Origin of the sequence: Streptomyces bacillaris (assembly GCF_003268675.1) — a bacterium.
GTDB classification, from domain to species: Bacteria; Actinomycetota; Actinomycetes; order Streptomycetales; family Streptomycetaceae; genus Streptomyces; species Streptomyces bacillaris.
Window position 1 is genome coordinate 5,409,273 of record NZ_CP029378.1, and the last position, 17,155, is coordinate 5,426,427.

General features: G+C 73.5%; 14 protein-coding genes. 7 read left to right on the plus strand and 7 right to left on the minus strand.

Features of this window, described 5'->3' with window-relative positions; translation table 11 throughout:
- The first annotated feature begins 35 nt into the window (after positions 1-35).
- From DJ476_RS23475 to DJ476_RS23495, 5 genes are all read left to right on the plus strand, one after another.
- Positions 36-521 (plus strand): single-stranded DNA-binding protein, encoded by a 486-nt coding sequence (locus DJ476_RS23475; RefSeq protein WP_112491490.1) that lies wholly within the window; start codon positions 36-38, stop codon positions 519-521.
- A 189-nt stretch (positions 522-710) separates the two neighbouring features.
- Positions 711-2,252 (plus strand): Cys-Gln thioester bond-forming surface protein, encoded by a 1,542-nt coding sequence (locus DJ476_RS23480; protein ID WP_404827533.1) that lies wholly within the window; start codon positions 711-713, stop codon positions 2,250-2,252.
- Between the two features lie 194 nt (positions 2,253-2,446).
- Positions 2,447-4,111 carry an energy-dependent translational throttle protein EttA gene (gene ettA / locus DJ476_RS23485; protein ID WP_019763814.1) on the plus strand — a complete coding sequence of 555 codons (1,665 nt, stop codon included), beginning with the start codon at positions 2,447-2,449 and terminating at the stop codon, positions 4,109-4,111.
- Between the two features lie 5 nt (positions 4,112-4,116).
- A complete protein-coding gene (locus DJ476_RS23490; RefSeq protein WP_029395283.1) occupies positions 4,117-4,539 on the plus strand; it encodes an acyl-CoA thioesterase in 423 nt (140 codons plus the stop codon).
- A complete protein-coding gene (locus DJ476_RS23495; protein ID WP_112491494.1) occupies positions 4,536-5,237 on the plus strand; it encodes a hypothetical protein in 702 nt (233 codons plus the stop codon). The genes DJ476_RS23490 and DJ476_RS23495 overlap by 4 nt, the downstream gene beginning before the upstream one ends.
- 136 nt (positions 5,238-5,373) lie before the next feature.
- Here the strand turns inward: DJ476_RS23495 and DJ476_RS23500 are convergent, their stop codons facing one another.
- Positions 5,374-5,778, minus strand: coding sequence for a globin (locus DJ476_RS23500; protein ID WP_018487225.1), 405 nt, complete (start codon positions 5,776-5,778; stop codon positions 5,374-5,376).
- Between the two features lie 127 nt (positions 5,779-5,905).
- Between DJ476_RS23500 and DJ476_RS23505 the strand changes: the two genes are divergently transcribed.
- Positions 5,906-6,916 carry a methyltransferase domain-containing protein gene (locus DJ476_RS23505; RefSeq protein ID WP_112491495.1) on the plus strand — a complete coding sequence of 337 codons (1,011 nt, stop codon included), beginning with the start codon at positions 5,906-5,908 and terminating at the stop codon, positions 6,914-6,916.
- Positions 6,917-6,919: 3 nt separating this feature from the next.
- Here DJ476_RS23505 and DJ476_RS23510 read toward each other — a convergent pair whose 3' ends face one another.
- The 4 genes from DJ476_RS23510 to DJ476_RS23525 all read right to left on the minus strand — a co-directional run bounded on the left by DJ476_RS23510 (position 6,920) and on the right by DJ476_RS23525 (position 14,232).
- On the minus strand, positions 6,920-8,581 hold the full coding sequence (locus tag DJ476_RS23510) for an FHA domain-containing protein (RefSeq protein ID WP_112491497.1): 1,662 nt from the start codon (positions 8,579-8,581) through the stop codon (positions 6,920-6,922).
- A 94-nt stretch (positions 8,582-8,675) separates the two neighbouring features.
- Positions 8,676-10,034 (minus strand): vWA domain-containing protein, encoded by a 1,359-nt coding sequence (locus DJ476_RS23515; RefSeq protein WP_112491499.1) that lies wholly within the window; start codon positions 10,032-10,034, stop codon positions 8,676-8,678.
- Positions 10,035-10,075: 41 nt separating this feature from the next.
- Entirely contained in the window at positions 10,076-11,518 is a 1,443-nt protein-coding gene (locus DJ476_RS23520) for a protein phosphatase 2C domain-containing protein (protein WP_112492601.1), read from the minus strand.
- 2 nt (positions 11,519-11,520) lie between these two features.
- Positions 11,521-14,232 carry a tetratricopeptide repeat protein gene (locus DJ476_RS23525; protein ID WP_456339962.1) on the minus strand — a complete coding sequence of 904 codons (2,712 nt, stop codon included), beginning with the start codon at positions 14,230-14,232 and terminating at the stop codon, positions 11,521-11,523.
- Between DJ476_RS23525 and DJ476_RS36260 the strand changes: the two genes are divergently transcribed.
- Positions 14,150-14,542 (plus strand): hypothetical protein, encoded by a 393-nt coding sequence (locus DJ476_RS36260; RefSeq protein WP_455907229.1) that lies wholly within the window; start codon positions 14,150-14,152, stop codon positions 14,540-14,542. The genes DJ476_RS23525 and DJ476_RS36260 overlap by 83 nt on opposite strands.
- Before the next feature lie 34 nt (positions 14,543-14,576).
- Here the strand turns inward: DJ476_RS36260 and DJ476_RS23530 are convergent, their stop codons facing one another.
- Together DJ476_RS23530 and DJ476_RS23535 are read right to left on the minus strand one after the other, a co-directional pair.
- Positions 14,577-15,950 (minus strand): coiled-coil domain-containing protein, encoded by a 1,374-nt coding sequence (locus DJ476_RS23530; RefSeq protein WP_112491502.1) that lies wholly within the window; start codon positions 15,948-15,950, stop codon positions 14,577-14,579.
- A 122-nt stretch (positions 15,951-16,072) separates the two neighbouring features.
- A complete protein-coding gene (locus DJ476_RS23535; RefSeq protein WP_112491503.1) occupies positions 16,073-17,149 on the minus strand; it encodes a glutamate ABC transporter substrate-binding protein in 1,077 nt (358 codons plus the stop codon).
- Positions 17,150-17,155 lie beyond the last annotated feature (6 nt).

The window sequence follows — 17,155 nt, forward strand, 5'->3', positions numbered from 1 at the left end:
CACCCGGAACATGACGACGGAATGCGGGGGCGGAAATGAACGGGACGATGGTGACGCTGGTGGGGAACGCCGCCACTGCGGTGGAGTTCCGCGACACGGCGACCGGGGGGATGGCGCGATTTCGCCTCGCCGTGACCCCGCGGCGCCGGGACCGCGAGACCCAGCTCTGGACGGACGGGCCCACCAGCTTCTACACGGTCTGGGCCTGGCGGACGCTCGCCACGAATCTGGCCGCGTCCGTGGCGATCGGGGAACCCCTCGTGGTGCACGGCCGGCTGAAGGTCCGCGAGGAGGAACGGGACGGCGGGCGAAGGACGTTCGTGGATGTGGAGGCGGTCGCGGTCGGCCATGACCTGAGCCGGGGGACCGCCGCCTTCCGCCGGGTCGTCCGGACCGAACCGGCCTTGACCTCCGCCCTGCGGAGCGGAACAGACGGAGCGTCAGGAGGCGATTCCGGCGCGTCACAGACCCTGTCGGAAGGCCCTGCCGAACGCGTCACCGAAAGGGCCGCCGTGTCCTGAAAGGGCTGGTCGGGGTGGGCGGCCCGGCGATAACGATTCCGATTCGGAATGGTTGGGCGGAGGCAGGACGGGGGATTACGGATCGCCCGTTCCTTAGGATTCCCAGAGCTCATGGGTCACTTGAGTCTGCTGGCGAGGCATTCCCCACACGCGCACCATGCGCGAGGGCCTCGCCCGGAGGGGAATCCTGTGTTTTCTGCGCCTGCAGTGTCCGCTTCGCCGTCCTACGCGCAGGCGGGGCACGCCGCCCGCGGCAGAGCGGCGCGGACCGGGAAGACTCCCGGGCGCGGACGAGGCCTCTTCCGCCCGGTGGCCGCGCTGCTGCTCTCCGGTCTCGTCACGGCGGCGGCCACCCTGGCCGGGGCGGGCACGGCGGCCGCCGACGACTCGGGCCGGCACCAGGGCGGCGCGGCGGCGGTGCTCGACGGACTGAAGACCTTCGACAACGCCGTGCTCCGCATGCCGGGCGAGAACGGTGCCCCCGCCCGTACGCAGGAACTGCCCGCCGGGCTCTTCGAGATGACCGTGGACGGCGGCGGCAGGCTCAAGACGTACTGCATCGACCTCCACAACCCCGCCCAGGACCAGGCGAAGTACCTGGAGACCCCGTGGGCCGAGACCTCGCTCGGCGCCAACCGGAACGCCGGGAAGATCCGGTGGATCCTCCAGCACTCCTACCCCCAGGTCGACGACCTCGCCGCACTCGCCGAGGCGGCGGGCACCGGACCGCTCACCGAGAGGACCGCCGCCGCGGGCACCCAGGTCGCCATCTGGCGCTACTCGGACGGCGCCGATGTCACCGCGTCGGACAAGCACGCCGAGAAGCTCGCCGACTGGCTGCAGAAGAGCGCGCGCAACGCCGCCGAACCCCGGGCCTCCCTGACCCTGGAGCCCGCGGCGGTCTCCGGCCGGGCCGGGGAGCGGCTGGGCCCGGTGACCGTGCGTACGGACGCGGACCAGGTCTCCGTGGCGCCTCCGGTGGACGCGGCGGCGAGCGGCATCACGGTGACCGACGAGAAGGGCACACCCGTCACCTCCGCCAGGGACGGCGCCCGCCTCTACTTCGACGTGCCGGAGGGCTCCACCGACGGCTCCGCCTCGCTCACCGTCCAGACCACCACCTCCGTACCTGTCGGCCGGGCCTTCGCCGGGACCACCCGCACCCAGACCCAGATCCTGGCCGGTTCCAGCGAGTCCACGGTCTCCGCACGCGCCACCGCCACCTGGTCCGAGACGGGCGCCGCCCCCGCCCTCACCGCCCGTAAGAACTGCGCCGCCGGCGGCGTGGACCTCACCGCCGCCAACCGGGGCGACGAGCCCTTCACCTTCGAGCTGGGCGGCACCGAGCACACCGTGGCCGCCGGAGCCACCGAGACGGTCACCATCCCGGTCGCCGAGGACCAGGCGTACGACTTCACCATCACCGGCCCCGGCGGCTTCCGGAAGAACTTCACCGGCGTCCTGGACTGCGCCACCAGCGGCAGCGTCATCGCGGCCGGGAAGGACCTCCCGGCCGACGAGGACAGCGGCATCGGCACCCAGAGCGCCCGCGACTCCCTCCCCGCCTCCACCGGCACCGCCACCTCGGGCCTGGAGGGCGACCTCGCGGCCACCGGCGGCTCCAGCACCACCCCGATGATCGCCGCCCTCGCCGTCGGCTTCCTCGTCGTCGGCGGCGGAACCCTCTTCGTCCTCCGCCGGAAGGAAGCGGCCGGGCCGCCGGGCGCGTAAGCCGCGCGGCCCCGGGCGTAGCGGCTGGTCCGGCGGCTGGTCCCGGGCCGGAACCGGTCGATCCCCCGGGCCGCAGCCGGTTGCTCCCCGGGGCCGGAGCCCGTCCGTTCCTGGACGGGTTACCACCCAGGGATGGACGTCAGGCAAGATGGGGTGTATCTGCCCACACCTCTATTGCTGCCGGACGGTTTCTCTTGGCTGAGTTCATCTACACCATGCGCAAGACGCGCAAGGCGCACGGCGACAAGGTCATCCTTGACGACGTCACCTTGAACTTCCTGCCCGGTGCGAAGATCGGTGTCGTGGGGCCCAACGGCGCCGGTAAGTCCACGGTGCTGAAGATCATGGCGGGCCTGGAGCAGCCGTCCAACGGTGACGCGTTCCTGTCGCCGGGGTTCAGCGTCGGCATCCTCATGCAGGAGCCGGAGCTGGACGAGAGCAAGACCGTGCTGGAGAACGTCCAGGACGGCGCCGCCGAGATCATGGGCAAGCTCAAGCGCTTCAACGAGGTAGCCGAGCTGATGGCGACCGACTACTCCGACGCGCTGATGGAGGAGATGGGCAAGCTCCAGGAGGACCTGGACCACGCCAACGCGTGGGACCTGGACGCCCAGCTGGAGCAGGCCATGGACGCTCTGGGCTGCCCGCCCGGCGACTGGCCCGTCGTCAACCTCTCCGGTGGCGAGAAGCGCCGCGTGGCGCTCTGCAAGCTCCTCATCGAGGCCCCGGACCTGCTCCTCCTCGACGAGCCCACCAACCACCTCGACGCCGAGTCGGTGAACTGGCTGGAGCAGCACCTCTCGAAGTACGCGGGTGCCGTCGTCGCCGTCACCCACGACCGGTACTTCCTCAACAACGTCGCCGAGTGGATCCTCGAACTGGACCGCGGCCGCGCGATTCCGTACGAGGGCAACTACTCCACGTACCTCGACAAGAAGGCCGCCCGCCTCAAGGTCGAGGGCCGCAAGGACGAGAAGCGGCAAAAGCGCCTCAAGGAGGAGCTGGAGTGGGTGCGGTCGAACGCCAAGGGGCGCCAGACCAAGTCCAAGGCCCGTCTCGCCCGGTACGAGGAGATGGCGGCCGAGGCCGACAAGATGCGGAAGCTGGACTTCGAGGAGATCCAGATCCCGCCGGGGCCGCGCCTCGGTTCCATCGTCGTCGAGGTCGAGAACCTCTCGAAGGCCTTCGGCGACAAGGTCCTCATCGACGACCTGTCGTTCACGCTGCCCCGTAACGGCATCGTCGGCGTCATCGGTCCGAACGGCGCGGGCAAGACCACGCTGTTCAAGATGATCCAGGGCCTGGAGACGCCCGACAGCGGCTCCATCCGCGTCGGTGAGACCGTCAAGATCTCCTACGTCGACCAGTCCCGCGCCAACATCGACCCGAAGAAGACCCTCTGGGCCGTCGTCTCGGACGAGCTGGACTACATCAACGTCGGCCAGGTCGAGATGCCTTCGCGGGCGTACGTCTCCGCGTTCGGCTTCAAGGGCCCGGACCAGCAGAAGCCGGCCGGTGTCCTCTCCGGCGGTGAGCGCAACCGCCTCAACCTGGCGCTGACGCTCAAGGAGGGCGGCAACCTGCTGCTCCTCGACGAGCCCACCAACGACCTCGACGTCGAGACCCTGTCCTCGCTCGAGAACGCGCTCCTGGAGTTCCCGGGCGCCGCGGTGGTCATCTCCCACGACCGCTGGTTCCTGGACCGCGTCGCCACGCACATCCTCGCCTACGAGGGTGACTCCAAGTGGTACTGGTTCGAGGGCAACTTCGAGTCGTACGAGAAGAACAAGATCGAGCGTCTCGGCCCGGACGCGGCCCGTCCGCACCGCGCCACGTACAAGAAGCTCACGCGAGGCTGATGGTCTTGGCTCGTCATATCTACCGCTGCCCGCTGCGCTGGTCGGACATGGATGCCTTCGGCCACGTCAACAACGTGGTCTTCCTCCGCTACCTGGAGGAGGCGCGCATCGACTTCATGTTCCGGCTGGCGCCGGGGGACGGCTCGCCGTCGTTCTCGGGCGGGTCCGTCGTGGCCCGGCACGAGATCGACTACGTACGGCCGCTCGTGCACCGGCACGAGCCGGTCACCGTCGAGTCGTGGGTCACGAAGATAGGCGCCGCGTCGCTGACGATCGCCTACGAGATCAAGGACCCCGAGCAGGTGTACGTACGGGCCTCGACCGTCGTCGTCCCGTACGACCTGGCGGCGGAGCGGCCCCGGCGGATCTCCGCCGAGGAGAAGCTCTTCCTCCAGGAGTACCTGGCAGAGGAGCCCGCCGCGGCATGACCGTGCCTGTGCAGTCGCTGCTGTTCGCCGACCCGAGGGAGGCGGCGGATCTCGCCGCCTTCCTCGGTCGGCTGCTCCACTACGACCGGGCCGCCGCGGTCCGGTTGCAGGCGGGCGGCGGCGACGCACTGGCCGTGTTCGGCCGCCCGCCCTCCTTCGAGGTCCTCGCCATCCGCGCCGCCCGCCTGGCCCGGCCCGAGACGCTCGACGTCACGGTGTCGGCCGGGGAGCTGCTGGAGTCCCTCGACGTCTCCGAGGAGGGCCCCGGGGAGCGGGGCGGTGCGCTGCCCGCTCCCGTCACCGGGCCGCCCTGGACCGGTGTCCTGCCGCCTCGGGGGCCCTGGCGGGAACAGGCCGGGCTGCCCCGCCCCGACGCCCTGCGCGCCGCCCTCGACGAGGCCGTCGCCGAATTCCGTACGCGGGACGAGGCGCTGCCCGAGGAGCTGCGCACCCGCGCCGAGCGCGACCGCATCGGCCGGGAGATCTGGTCCCGCCCGGTCGGCGCCACCGAGCTGCCGCTGCGGGCCGTCCACGCCGCCCAGTCCCTCGGCTTCCTCCGCGCCGACCCCGGCTTCCCCGTCTCGCTCCTCGCCGCGGGCGGCTGGCTGCGGCTGCGGACCCCGTTCGGCTCGGTCGCCCTGCGGCGCGATCCGGTGGGCGGGCTGGGGGCTCTGGCGCTGACCGTGGAGCACAACTGAGCCGTTCCGGCGGCCGCTCCGACACTGCTCCGACCGGTGGCGCCAGCTGAGCGGCTCCCACCGTCCCGGGCACGACTGGGCCGGGCCGATCGATCGGATCGCCCGGCTCGTCAGCCCTGTTCCAGCCCGGTGTGCGTCAGTCCGCCGTGTTGACCATCGAGGCCGCCGCGTACGTCAGGTAGTCCCACAGCTGCTTCTCGTGCTCGGGCGCCAGACCCAGCTCGTCCAGCGCCACCCGCATATGGGCCAGCCAGGCGTCATGGGCCGCCCGGTCCACCCGGAACGGGGCGTGCCGCATCCGCAGCCTCGGGTGGCCCCGGTGGTCGCTGTAGGTGCGCGGGCCGCCCCAGTACTGCATCAGGAACAGGGCGAAGCGCTCCTCGGCCGGGCCGAGGTCCTCCTCCGGATACATCGGCCGCAGCAGTTCGTCGCCCGCCACCCCCTCGTAGAAGCGGTGGACCAGGCGCCGGAAGGTCTCCTCGCCGCCGACCTGCTCGTAAAAGGTCTGCTCCTGAAGCGTGTCGCGCGGAATCTCTGTCACCCGTCCATGGTCGCAGACGCGGCGGCCGAGGTCAGGGGTCCTAGGACCAATGGCCGGGACCCCGCCGCGATCCGTGTGCGGTCGTCGTGCGGTCGCCTCCGCGGTCCCACCGCAGGACAGTGGAGACATGGGCGCACACCGGGAAGTTCCCGCCGGGACCGGCTCCGGCCCCGACCCCGAGGCCGACGAGGCGCGGCACATCCTCGTACGGAACATCGTCGCGCGGGGCGGGCTCACCGACCCCGCCTGGCGGGCCGCCTTCGAGGAGGTGGAGCGCCATCTGTTCGTGCCGTACTACTACGTGCACGGCATCGGCGGGTACGAGCGGCTCTGGGGCGAGGACCCCGATCCCGTACGGCGCCGACGCTGGCTGCGCGGTGTGTACGGGGACGAGGCGCTGGCCACCCGGATGCGGGACGGCGAGCTGATCTCGTCCTCCAGTCAGCCCTCGCTGATGGCCCTGATGCTGGAGGCGCTGGAGGTACGGGACGGGCACACCGTGCTGGAGATCGGCACCGGCCCCGGCTACAACGCGGCGCTGCTCTCCCACCGGCTCGGCGACGCGGCGGTGACCAGCGTCGATCTGGACCCGGAGATCACGGAGTCGGCCCGCTCCCACCTCGCCGCCGCCGGGTACCGCCCCGCGGTCGTCACCGGCGACGGGGCCCGGGGCTGCCCGCAGCGGGCCCCGTACGACCGGATCATCGCGACCTGCACGCTCCCCTCCGTACCGCCCGCCTGGCCGGAACAGTGCACCCCGGGCGCGCTGATCCTCGCGCCGGTCGCCACCGGGCTCGTCCTGCTGGAGGTCAGCGCGACGGCGCACGGACCGCGCGCCGAGGGGCACTTCCTGCACACCCCGGCGTACTTCGTGCCCCTGCGCGGCGCCTCACCGCTGCCGGAACCGGTCGCGCGCCCCGGCGGAGTGCCGAGGCGCGCGATCGGGGACGAACTCTTCCGGTTCCTGCTGACCCTGACGGCGGGCCGCCTCGACCCGCACGAGGCCCTCTCCCTCTGGGAGCGCGAGGGGCGCCCGCAGCGGGAGAGGTACGGAGTCACGGTCGCGGACGGCCAACAGTGGGCCTGGCTGGACGACCCGGAGGGGCCGTACACCTGGCCTCTGGGCGAGGGCTCCTAGTCCCTAGTCCCGGCGGATCGTGATCGTCGTCCAGGCTCCGACGTGCACCTGGTCGCCGTCCTGGAGGGGGACAGGGACATACGGCTGGATCGGGTCCTCGGCGCCGTTGAGCGTGGTGCCGTTCGTGGACTTCTGGTCGACCACGGACCAGCTGCCGTCGGGCTGCTGCACGAGCACCGCGTGCTGGTGGGAGACGCCCGGGTCCTCCGGCGGCACCGACAGGTCGATGTCCGGGGACTCGCCCGTGCTGTGCCGGCGGCGGCCGATGGTGACCTGGCTCCCGGTGAGCGGCATGCGCTGCTCGGGGGAGTACGCGGGCAGGTTCAGCCCGCTCGCCTCCGGGCCGCTGCGCTGCATCATCGCGAGGAAGTACTCCCGGTCCGGCGCTATGACGGCGGTCCAGGTGGTGGGCGTGGCCTGCTGCGGCTGGCCCTGGCCCTGTCCGTGGCCGGGCCCCTGGCCGTAGCCGTCGTTGCCGCCGTAGGGCGGGGGCTGGTTCCGGTCGGAGTTTCCACCCTGGTACGGGTCCTGCTGCTGGAACCCCTGCGGGGGCTGGGGCGCCTGAGGTGGCTGGGGTGCCTGGGCTTGGGAGGGCGGCGAGAGGACCCAGTCGTCTTCACCGCCACCATGCGGAGGCTGCTGCTGCGCAGGCTGCTGTGGCTGTTGCGCCTGTTGCTGCTGGGGCGACTGCCGGGGCGGCGCGAAGGGAGAGGGCGCCGACTGCTGGGGTTCGAACGCCGAAGGGGCCTGCTGCTGCGGCTCGAACGGCGAGGGGGCCTGCTGCTGGTGTGCGGGCGGCGGGGCCTGCTGGAAGACCGGCGGGGGCGGCGGACCCTGCTGGAACGCGTGCGGCGGGGGGCCGCCCTGGCCGCCGGGCCCTGACGGACCGCTCTGGCCACCATGACCGCCCTGGCCACCGGGCCCTGACGGACCGCCCTGGCCGCCCGGACCGCTCTGGTAGCCGGAGCCGGGACCGGGGCCCGTGGAGCCGCCGCGCTCGTCCTGGTCGTCGCGGTCGCTCTGCTCGCCGTAGCCCGGCTGCCCGCCGTGACCCGGTCGGCCGTCATAGCCCGGCCGGTCGCCATGACCCGGCTGTCCGCCGTGGTCCGGCCGGCCGCCGTGAGGGGCCCTGCCGTCGTCGCCGGCCCGCTCCGGGGCGAGCGGTTCGGCGGGGCGGTTCAGCTGTGAGGGACGCGAGCCCTGGAACTCGTACGGGTCCTGCTGCTGCGGCGCACCGCCGGGACCGCCCTGGCCTCCTTGTCCCCCCGGGCCGCCGGACGGCGGACCCTGCTGGGCCAGGAAGCCGGGCGGCAGGTTGAGACCGGGCGGCGGGCCGCCGGGTGCGCCGGAGCCGCCGGGCGCGCTGTGCCGCGGGGCCAGCGGTGTGTACGAGGTCGCGGTGCTGGTGATGAAGTTCCAGCGGCACTCCTCGCAGAACGGCGCCATCGCCTCGCGCGGCGTACGGCACTGCGGGCACAGCTCCGCCTGCATCGTCGGAGGGCCGCCGTCGTTGCCGACGGGCGGGTAGCCGTAGCCGGGTGCGGGGGGCGGCGGAGGGGGCGGGGGTACGGCGCCGGCGGGGGCGCCCGTTCCGGTCATGCGGTGTCCGCAGACCTCGCACCAGTCCTCGGAACCCGACTGGTGTCCGTTCGGGCAGGTCGGCATGTCGGCGCTTCCCCCTCTCCTCGTCCGGCCCCGGGGCCGTCATGCTGTCGATCGTGGCTTCGTGTACTGGCGAAGACGTGGTACCGCTGACGTGCTACTTCTTGACGCGAACCGTCTTGGTGGAGCGCGTTTCGAGGGTCATCTCGTCCGCCTCCGCGACCTTCGCCTTCAGTCGCACAGTACCGGTCGCCGCATCGACCACGTCGACCACCTTCGAAAGCAGTTTCGCAGTCTCCTCGTTCCCGGATGCCGACGCCAGCTGCACCGCGCGGCCCAGCTTCGCCGTTGCCCCGTCGAAGTCACCGGACTTGCGGGCATCCAGCCCCTGTTGGATGACTTGTGCCAGTTCCGCCTGGCCCGTGTAGTGCGCGACCTGCGGATTGATCGAGGTCGAGGCCACCATGTCGTCCGTCCACACCGCCCGTACGAGCCCCTGCGAAAGCACCTGCGGAGCCGCCGCGCCCGTGGGGTCGGGCAGGATCAGCGAGGCCCGGGCCGCCAGCATCTCCCGGCCGATTCCGGCCTCCGGGACCCGTACGCAGACGTGGTAGTCGCGGGACTCGTCGCCCCAGGAGCCGGTCGGATAGTCCCCGGCGCGCGGGGAGGCCTCGGTGCGCCGGCCGGTCAGGTCCTCGACCGTGGGCGCCACCTGCTTCACGAACCGGATCTCCACCCCGACGGGCGTCCAGAGCCGCAGCGCCACGTCCGCGACCTCCTTGCCCATCGCGTTCTCCATCATCCGCGTGAAGTCGGCGGCCAGGTGCGAGGGGTCCGCGACGATGTCGGCGGTGCCGAGCAGCGCGGAGGCTACCGAAGTGACCTCTTTCACGTCCCAGTCGGTGCCGACGCCCCGGGCGTCGCAGGTGAACCGGCCCGCGCAGGCGTCCAGCGCGGCCCGCAGATCCTCGGGGGCCTCGTGCTCGTTGCGGCCGTCGGTCAGCAGGATGCCGTGCCGGATGCCGGCGTCGGCCGCGCCCAGCAGCCGGTCGGCCAGCCGCAGCCAGCTGCCGATCGCCGTCCCGCCGCCCGCGCTCAGCCTCCGCAGCGCCTCCTTGGCCTGGGCCTTCGTCCCCGCGTCGGCCACCGCGAGCCGTCCGTTGCCCGGGTAGACGTCCTTCGCCACATGCGTACCGGCGACCACCGCGAACCGCGTGCCCTCGCGCAGGGTGTCGACCGCCGCCGCCGTCGCGTCGCGCGCGTTGCGCATCTTCGTCGGCGGATAGTCCATCGAACCGGAGCAGTCGACCATCAGCACCACCGCCGCGTCCGCCGCCCGCCCCGGCGCGTCCGCCGCCGCCGAGGTCCCCGGCAGCGGGACGCCGCCGGTCGTGCCGCCCCCGGTCGAGGTGACGGTGACGATCGCGTTGACCTCGCGGCCGCCCTCCGGCAGGAACTCGTTCTGGTACACCTCGACGGAGAACTGCGGCACGTTCGACTTGGAGAAGTTGGCCATCCGGTCTGTCCCCCTACTAGTGGCTCACACGGCCTGGTGGTTCACACGGCGGTGCCGGCCGGTCCCGGACTCGATCCTGCCCCCTGCGGCTCCACGGCGAACGGCAGCAGCGCCACTGTTACGTTGTCGTGGCCCCCGCCGTCGAGCGCGTGCCCGACGAGCACCTGGGCGCCCCGCAGCGGGCTCCGGTGGGCCTCCGGAGGCACGGCCGCGGCCATCTCCTCGGCGGATTCCGCGTAGTTCCACAGGCCGTCCGTGCAGACCACGACCAGGCCGGGGCGGTCCGGCTTGAACGCGGCGGTGTGCGGCTCCAGTTCGTAGGAGTCGGCGCCGAGCCAGCCGGTGATGGCGTGGGCGCGCTCGTCCGCGTACGCCTCCGTCTCGTTCATCAGGCCCGCCGCCACCATCTGCGCCGCCCAGGAGTCGTCCTCGGTGAGCCGGGCGGGCGGGCCGCTCCGGTCGTCCGGCACCCAGTAGACCCGGCTGTCCCCGACCCAGCCGACGACCAGGAGCCCGCCCGCCATGATCGCGCCGACCAGGGTGCAGGCGGGGGCGTTCTGGCGGCGGTGGGCCTCGTGCTCCGCCGCCCCGGACGGGTCCTGGGCCAGGGCGTTGACGGCCTCGGCCGCGGCCACGATCGCCTCGTGCATCGCCTGCTGCGGGTGCGTGCCGCGCGGCAGGGACTCCAGCAGCGCCTCGTTGGCGGCGCTCGCGGCGGCGGCCGACGCCTCGTCGGGCCGGCTCGCGGAGGAGACGCCGTCGCAGACGATCGCGACGACGGCGGGCGAACCGTCCGGCAGCGCGGTGGAGGAGACCGCGAAGGAGTCCTCGTTACGGTGGTGGCGCAGGCCCCGGTCGCTGACGGCGGCCACCGAGCCCAGCTCCTGCTCCACGTGGTCGCGCTCGCGCGGCTGGGCGTGCCCGCAGTTCTCGCAGTACCCGTCGGGGTCGACCCGGCCGGACCGGCAGGCCACACAGACCTTCGCCCCGGCGCTGGGCGGCTGAGCGGCGGGCTCCGCCGTACGGGGGTCGGGTGCGGCCAGCGTGAAGTCGCCCGAGGCCTCCGGGGGTTCGGGGGTGCCGGGCGTGACGGCGGGTGCGGGGGTGTCGGGTGTGCTGACGGCGGCGGAGGCTTCGGGGGCGGTGGCGGGTGCCGGGCCCGGCGGTGCCGTCTGCGCGGCCTGGGGCGCGGGCGGTGTCGTCGGCAGCAGGTTGCCGCCCGAGTCCGTGCCGGGCAGGTCCGTCGCCCGGTGCGTGGGCGCGGGCACATCGGAGCTGTCCGTCTCCGACGCGGCGGGCCACTCCACGGCCGCCGCCGGGGCACCCGGCGGCACGCCGATGGGCAGCGTCGGCCGGTCGTCGGGGCGGGCCGGCACGGCCGAGAGGTCGTAGCCGCACGCGCCGCAGAACAGGTCGCCGGACGCCGGCGGTTCCTCGCAGCCGGGGCATCTCGCCAGGGCGGGCTGCTGGTGGCTCTCTGACATCTTCACACCCACGTCCGGGGGCGGAAACGGTTGGCCCGCTCCACCAGTTCGATCCTCTCCTCGCCCCGCTGCGCCAGCCGGGCGAGCATGCGGTACGAGCGCTCCAGGCCCAACCGCAGTCCCCGCTCGTCCAGTTCGGCGCCGAGCAGCTTCCGGGTGTCCGGAGGCCCGGCCGCCGATCCGCCCGGCGGCGGGGCGCCGGGACTACCGGAGAGTACCCAGTCCAGGGCCTTGCCCAGTACCTCGGTCGTCAACTGCTCGCGGCGCACCGGGTCCAGACCGAACCCGGTCAGCGCCGCCACCTGCGCACCGGCCGCCGTCAGATCGGCCGTCAGCGGCTCGACCGGGTCCCGCTCGCGCAGCCGGGCCCGTACGGCGGCGACCCGGGCCGCCGTGTAGTGGATCGACGCTTCCGGCACCGACTCCAGGGTCCGCGCCGCGCCCACCCGGTCCCCGGCCGCGATCTGCACCCGGGCCAGGCCGAACGCCGCGCTCACGAACCCCGGGTCGGTCGCCCACACCAGGCGGTAGTACTCGGCGGCGTTGTCCAGCTGGCCCAGCACCTCCGCGCAGATCCCCAGCGCCAGCTTGGGCGCGGGCTCCCCGGGGAACGCGTCGTACACCGCGTCGAAGGAGAGCGCCGCGACCTCGTGGTCACCGGTCACCAGCGAGGCGACGCCCCGGTACCAGACGACCCGCCAGTCGTCCGGGTGCCGGGCCTCCAGGGCGGCCAACGCGCCGCCGGCGGCGTCCTGTTCGCGCAGCTCCAGCCGGGCCCGCAGCTCCCGCAGCCGGGTCTCCAGGGAGGCCGCGGGCACCGCTTCCAGGGCCGCGATCAGCTCGGCGGGCGCGGAGGCCATCAGCCCGGCGAGGAACCCCGCGTTCGGGTCGTTCGCGTCGACCCGGGGGACGGGGAGCGCCAGGGCGGTCGCCGGCGCGTCGAACGGGGCCAGCCGGACACTCCCGGCCGCCGCCCCGAAGGGGCCGTACGGGGTGGCGGGCCCGGGCTGAGCGGGGGCGGGACCGGTCTCCCGGTGCGCCGTCGGTACGGGAGCGGGCGCGGGGTGCGCGTGGGCCGCCGCCGGACCACCGCCCGCCGAGCCGCTGCCGTAGGAGCCTTCCTGCACGCCTCCGCCCTGCGAGCCGCCGTGCGAGTTGCCCTGTGCGCCTGTACCTCGCGGACCGCCGTACGGGCTTCCCTGCACGCCTCCGCCCTGCGCCCCCGGGGACGGACCTCCCCGCGAACCCGCGTACGAGCCGCCCTGCGGGCCTGTGCCCTGCGCCCCGCCCCGTACATGCGTCGCCGCCGCCGTCAGCGGTGCCGCCCCCGGGCCGCCGGGCCCTGCGCCCGCTCCCGGCCCGGAGGGCTGCCCGCCCACCGGCAGCGCACCCGCCACGGCCGACGTCACGGCCCCCGGAGCCACCGGGCCGCCGCCCGGTGCGGAACCACCCGGACGCGGTACGCCCCCGCCCTGCGCCGGGACCACCGGCAACGGCCCCGAGCCCGCCGCGCCGCCTCCCGAACCGCCGCCGCCGCGCCTGCCGAAGAGTCCGCCGCGCCCCGGGGCCGTCGAGCGGGCGCCCAGCCGGGAGACGTCATCCACCTGCTCGGCGAACAACTCCGTGTCCGTCACGCGCAGTTCCGCGCCGAACAGCGTCGACAGCGCCGGTCTCGGCCGCCCGCTCTGGAGCGCCACGACCTCGCGAAGCACCCCCGTCAGCTGCTCGGCCATCTCCGACGCGGAGGCGAACCGCCGGCCCGGGTCCGGGTCGGTGGCCCGGACCAGCAGCCGGTAGAACGACTCGTAGGTGCGGAACACCTCGATGCTGTCCGGGTCGGGGAGGGAGTCCACGTAGACGTTCGTGTACCCCCGGAAGTCGAAGGTGAGGACCGCCAGCGTCCGCGCCACCGTGTACAGGTCGGAGGCGACGGACGGGCCGACCTCCGCCACCTCGGGAGCCTGGTAGCCGACGGTGCCGTAGATGGCGGACTCGTCGTCGTCCATGCGGCGGACCGCGCCCATGTCGATCAGCTTGAGCTGGTCCTCGGTCTGGATCGCGTTGTCGACCTTGAAGTCGCAGTAGAGCAGGTTGCGGCTGTGCAGATGGCCGAGCGCCTCCAGCGCCTCGATCCCGTACGCGCAGGCCTGCTCGACCGGGAGCGGATCGCGCTTGCCGGACGGGGTGCGGCGCTGGTTGGCGATCTCCTTGAGCGCCTTCCCGCCGACGTACTCCATGACGATGTACCCGTCGAGCGAACCGGTCCGCTGGTCCAGGTGCTCCACGAAGTTGTAGATGCGGACGATGTTGGCGTGCTCGATCTCGGCGAGGAAGCGGCGCTCGGAGATGGCCGCCGCCATCGCGTCCTGGTCGCCGGTGTCCAGCAGCCCCTTGAGGACCACCCAGCGGTCCGAGACGGCCCGGTCCACCGCGAGGTAGACCCAGCCGAGCCCGCCGTGCGCCAGGCAGCCGGCCACCTCGTACTGGCCGTGCACGATGTCGCCGCCGGTCAGCTTCGGCACGAAGGAGTACGGGTGGCCGCACTTGGTGCAGAACCCCTCCGTGCGGCCCGGCCGCTCACCCCGCGAACGGCCCACCGGGGCCCCGCAGTCCGAACGGGAGCAGAACCGCTTGCGCTCGGGCACCTCCGGGTTCTCCATCACCGCCGTCCGGGGATCGGGCCGGGGCACGCCCGGGACCTCCACCAGCCCCACGCCGAGCCGGCCCCGGGCGGAGGAGGCGGACGACGAGCCCGAGGAGCGCACCGAGACCGAACGGGAGGCGGCGGAGCCGGAGAGCGAGCGCGACAGCCGCCCCGACACCGAGCGCCGCGACGACGACGAACGGGACGAGGAGCGCGCGGAGGCCCGGGAGGACGAGCGCTGCGAGGAACTGTCCCGGCCCGCCGCCCTGCCCCCGCCCGCGATCCCGGTGGGCGGCGAGGAGACCATGCCCGTCGGCGAGACGACCGGGGCCAGACCGCAGGTGTCGCAGTACAGCTCGCCGCCGCCCATGTCCTCGTAGGCGCCCCCGCACTCCGGGCGCTGGCACTGCGTACTCATCGTGTCTCCCCCCGGTCACCCCGCCGGTCCTCGGGCTCCCCGGACCCCGCCTGGCCCTCGGATCCCTCCGGCGGTCTCGGCGTCAGCAGTTCGGCCGCCGCCTGCTGGTAGCGCAGCACGTTCTGCTCGGCCACCCGCAGATCGCACGGCGCGCTCCACAGCATCCGGCGCGCCGCGTCGTACCGCTCGATCAGCAGCGGGTCCTCCGCCAGACCGTGCCGGGCCACCTTCGCCTTGTACGCGTCCAGCCGGCCGCGCAGCTCCGCGCGGATCGCCAGCGGCGCCGTCACCGAGGTCAGCGACTCGCGGGCGCGCAGCAACTCGTCCTCCGCCTCCTGCTCCAGCGCCTCCAGGAGCGGGGAGAGCCGGTGCCACTGGGCGCGCCTGCGGTACTCGGCGGCGGCGGCCAGCCGCTCCTGGAGGGCCGTCGGCGGTCCGCTGACGGCGGGCACCTCGGAGGCAGCGATCTTGGCCAGCACCTCGCCGCGCGCCGCCCGCGCCTCGGTCAGCGTGCGGTCGGCCCGCGAGAGCACGTCCCGCAGCCGCATCAGCCGTGCCTCGGCGTCCTGCCGCACCGCGAGCACCGCCTCGATCTCCCGCCGTACGTCCTCCAGGGCGCGGGCGGCCCGGTCGTAGCGGGAGGTGTCCGGGCGGCCGCCGCCGGGCGCGGCGCTGCCGGGGCCGGGCAGCCAGAACGCGAGCGGGTCGGAGATCACCTGCACCCGCAGCGTGGTCAGCTCCTCGGTGATCTCCTCCAGGTCGTCCCCGGCGGGGTGTTCACCGGGGCGCACACCGACCGAGTGGGCCAGCGAGCGGGTGCGGTGCAGCTCGGCGGCGAGCAGGTCGATCCGGGCGGGCAGCGCCGACCAGACGGAGTCCGAGGCGACGACCATGTCCAGCGACCTGGCGTACAGCTCGTTCATCCGGGCGACCAGCTCCTGGAGCGAGAACCGCTCCGAGAGCCGGGCCGGGCCGGTGGCCGAAGGGGGCGGCACCGCATCGGGGTTGGCGACCGTGACCGCCTCGCCCCTCAGCAGCTCGGTGAGGGCGGCCAGGTCCTCCCGGTTGGGGTGGCGGCGGCGGGCCCGTATGTCCCTGGCCTCCTCCAACGCGCCCGCGTAGGCGTCGAAATACCCCCACAGCAGGGTGATCGACCGCTCGGTATTGGCCCACCGCTCCCGGGTGATGCCGGTCAGTTCGGCCCCCTCCAGGAGCCGGCGTCCGGCGTGGTCCTGGAGGGCGAGGAGCGAGGTCTCGATGGCCTCGTGCTCCGCGCCGAGCCGGGCCAGCGCACGGTCCGCCTCCTCCCGGTCCATCGCCGGGCCGGGGGGCCTCCCCGCGAAGCCGGGGAAGGATCCCGCGACGCTCATCGATCACCTCTCCGCTCTCGCCGCCGGGCCGGTGGGCCGGACGGAGGTCAAATTGCTCCGGTACGTACGCGTCCACTCCGGCACGCGCCCCTCGGGTGCTGACGCGCTCCGGCGCCTCGGGGTCACTCGCTGCGGTACTTCGGGGCCGGCGGGGCCGATATGCCGGGCAGTCCGGCCGCCAGCCACTTGCGGTACGACACCATCCAGGCGCTGTCCTTGCCGCCCGCCCGGTAGTCGACGAGGACCTTGTTGACCCGGGCCACCAGATCGTCGGCGCCCTTCTTCGCGGCCACGCCGTAGTACTCGGTGGTGAACGGGCCCGCGCCCTTGAGGGCCACCGCCGGGTCCTGCGCGGCCTGCCCCGCGCCAAGGGCGTTGTCGGTGAGGACGGCGTCGACCTCACCGAGCTGGAGCCGTACCAGGCAGTCCAGCTGGTTGGGGACGGTCAGCCGGTCCGGGTCCTTCTCGGTGCCGTCGAACTCGTCCTTGAACATGGCCCCGTACGACTTCTTCTCCAGCGCCTCGTACGCGGTGGTGCCCTCGCCGGAGCAGACCCGCATCCCCTTCAGCGACTCGTCGTACCCCGTGATGGGGGAGTCCTTGGGGGCCAGGATCTGCTGCCCGGTCTCGAAATAGGCGGTGGAGAAGGAGACCTGCTCCAGCCGCTTGCAGTTGATGGTCATCGTCCGCACGATGACGTCGACCCGGTCCCGCTCCAGGGCGGCGATGCGTTGGTTGGTGGGGATGGCCCGGAAGATCACCGCGTCGGGGTCGCCCAGGATGTCCTTGGCGAGCGCCCGCACGAGGTCGATGTCGAACCCCTCCAGCTCGCCGCTGTACGGGTTGCGGTATCCCCAGCGGTAGCTGTTCTGGTCGACGCCCGCGACCAGCTTCCCGCGCTCCTTGATCTTCGCGATGCCCGGACCGTCCGCCGAGGAGGGCGGCAGGCTCGCCTCCGGCTCGGTGCACGCATCGGCCCGCACCGGCAGGGTGGCCGTGGTGGACCCGCCCGTCGTGCCGGTCGTCCCCGTCGTGCCCGGGGTGTCCGCCCCGGCGGTCCGCCCGCCGTGCTGGGAGAGCGGCAGCAGGGTCAGCGCGGCGGTGAGCACGCATGCCACCGCCATCGCCGTCACCCCGCCCCAGCCGCGCAGCCGGACCCGCGGGGTGCGGCGCCGTGTCCATGTCCTCGCCCTGGTCATCGCTGC

Bases quoted from the DNA above. Each gene is read 5' to 3' on its own strand.
- DJ476_RS23515 (WP_112491499.1), bottom strand. From the start codon at position 10,034: ATGGCCAACTTCTCCAAGTCGAACGTGCCGCAGTTCTCCGTCGAGGTG.
- DJ476_RS23520 (WP_112492601.1), bottom strand. From the start codon at position 11,518: ATGTCAGAGAGCCACCAGCAGCCCGCCCTGGCGAGATGCCCCGGCTGC.
- DJ476_RS23495 (WP_112491494.1), top strand. From the start codon at position 4,536: ATGACCGTGCCTGTGCAGTCGCTGCTGTTCGCCGACCCGAGGGAGGCG.
- DJ476_RS23535 (WP_112491503.1), bottom strand. From the start codon at position 17,149: ATGACCAGGGCGAGGACATGGACACGGCGCCGCACCCCGCGGGTCCGG.
- DJ476_RS23530 (WP_112491502.1), bottom strand. From the start codon at position 15,950: ATGAGCGTCGCGGGATCCTTCCCCGGCTTCGCGGGGAGGCCCCCCGGC.
- DJ476_RS23510 (WP_112491497.1), bottom strand. From the start codon at position 8,581: ATGCCGACCTGCCCGAACGGACACCAGTCGGGTTCCGAGGACTGGTGC.
- DJ476_RS23505 (WP_112491495.1), top strand. From the start codon at position 5,906: ATGGGCGCACACCGGGAAGTTCCCGCCGGGACCGGCTCCGGCCCCGAC.
- DJ476_RS23475 (WP_112491490.1), top strand. From the start codon at position 36: ATGAACGGGACGATGGTGACGCTGGTGGGGAACGCCGCCACTGCGGTG.